Annotated in this window: 1 protein-coding gene; it reads right to left on the reverse strand. The window is 41.9% G+C overall.

Annotated elements, in window-relative coordinates:
* Positions 1-30: 30 nt before the first annotated feature.
* On the reverse strand, positions 31-241 hold a 211-nt coding region (locus NE619_RS18455), incomplete at its 5' end, for a four helix bundle protein (RefSeq protein ID WP_256133918.1).

Here is a 241-nt window from a genome sequence, read left to right on the forward strand (position 1 = left end):
TGAGAGTTGAGAGTTGAGAGTTGAGAGTTTTCAGCCTTCATTCGCTATCGCTTTTACCTTTTTGATCAAACTTGACATCATTGACTTCACTTCTACCACCATTTCAAGTACCTCTGTGTAATGCACCTCAGGCAAAAAACCGAGATCTTTAGAGAGTAGTAATATGTATTCCGTTTCCTGAGCAGATGCGTAGGAGGTTTGGAAGAAGTTTGCCTTGTCTTTCTGGGTTGTTCTACCGCAC

Origin of the sequence: Anaerovorax odorimutans (genome assembly GCF_024459955.1) — a bacterium.
Taxonomy (GTDB): Bacteria; Bacillota; Clostridia; order Peptostreptococcales; family Anaerovoracaceae; genus Hominibacterium; species Hominibacterium odorimutans_A.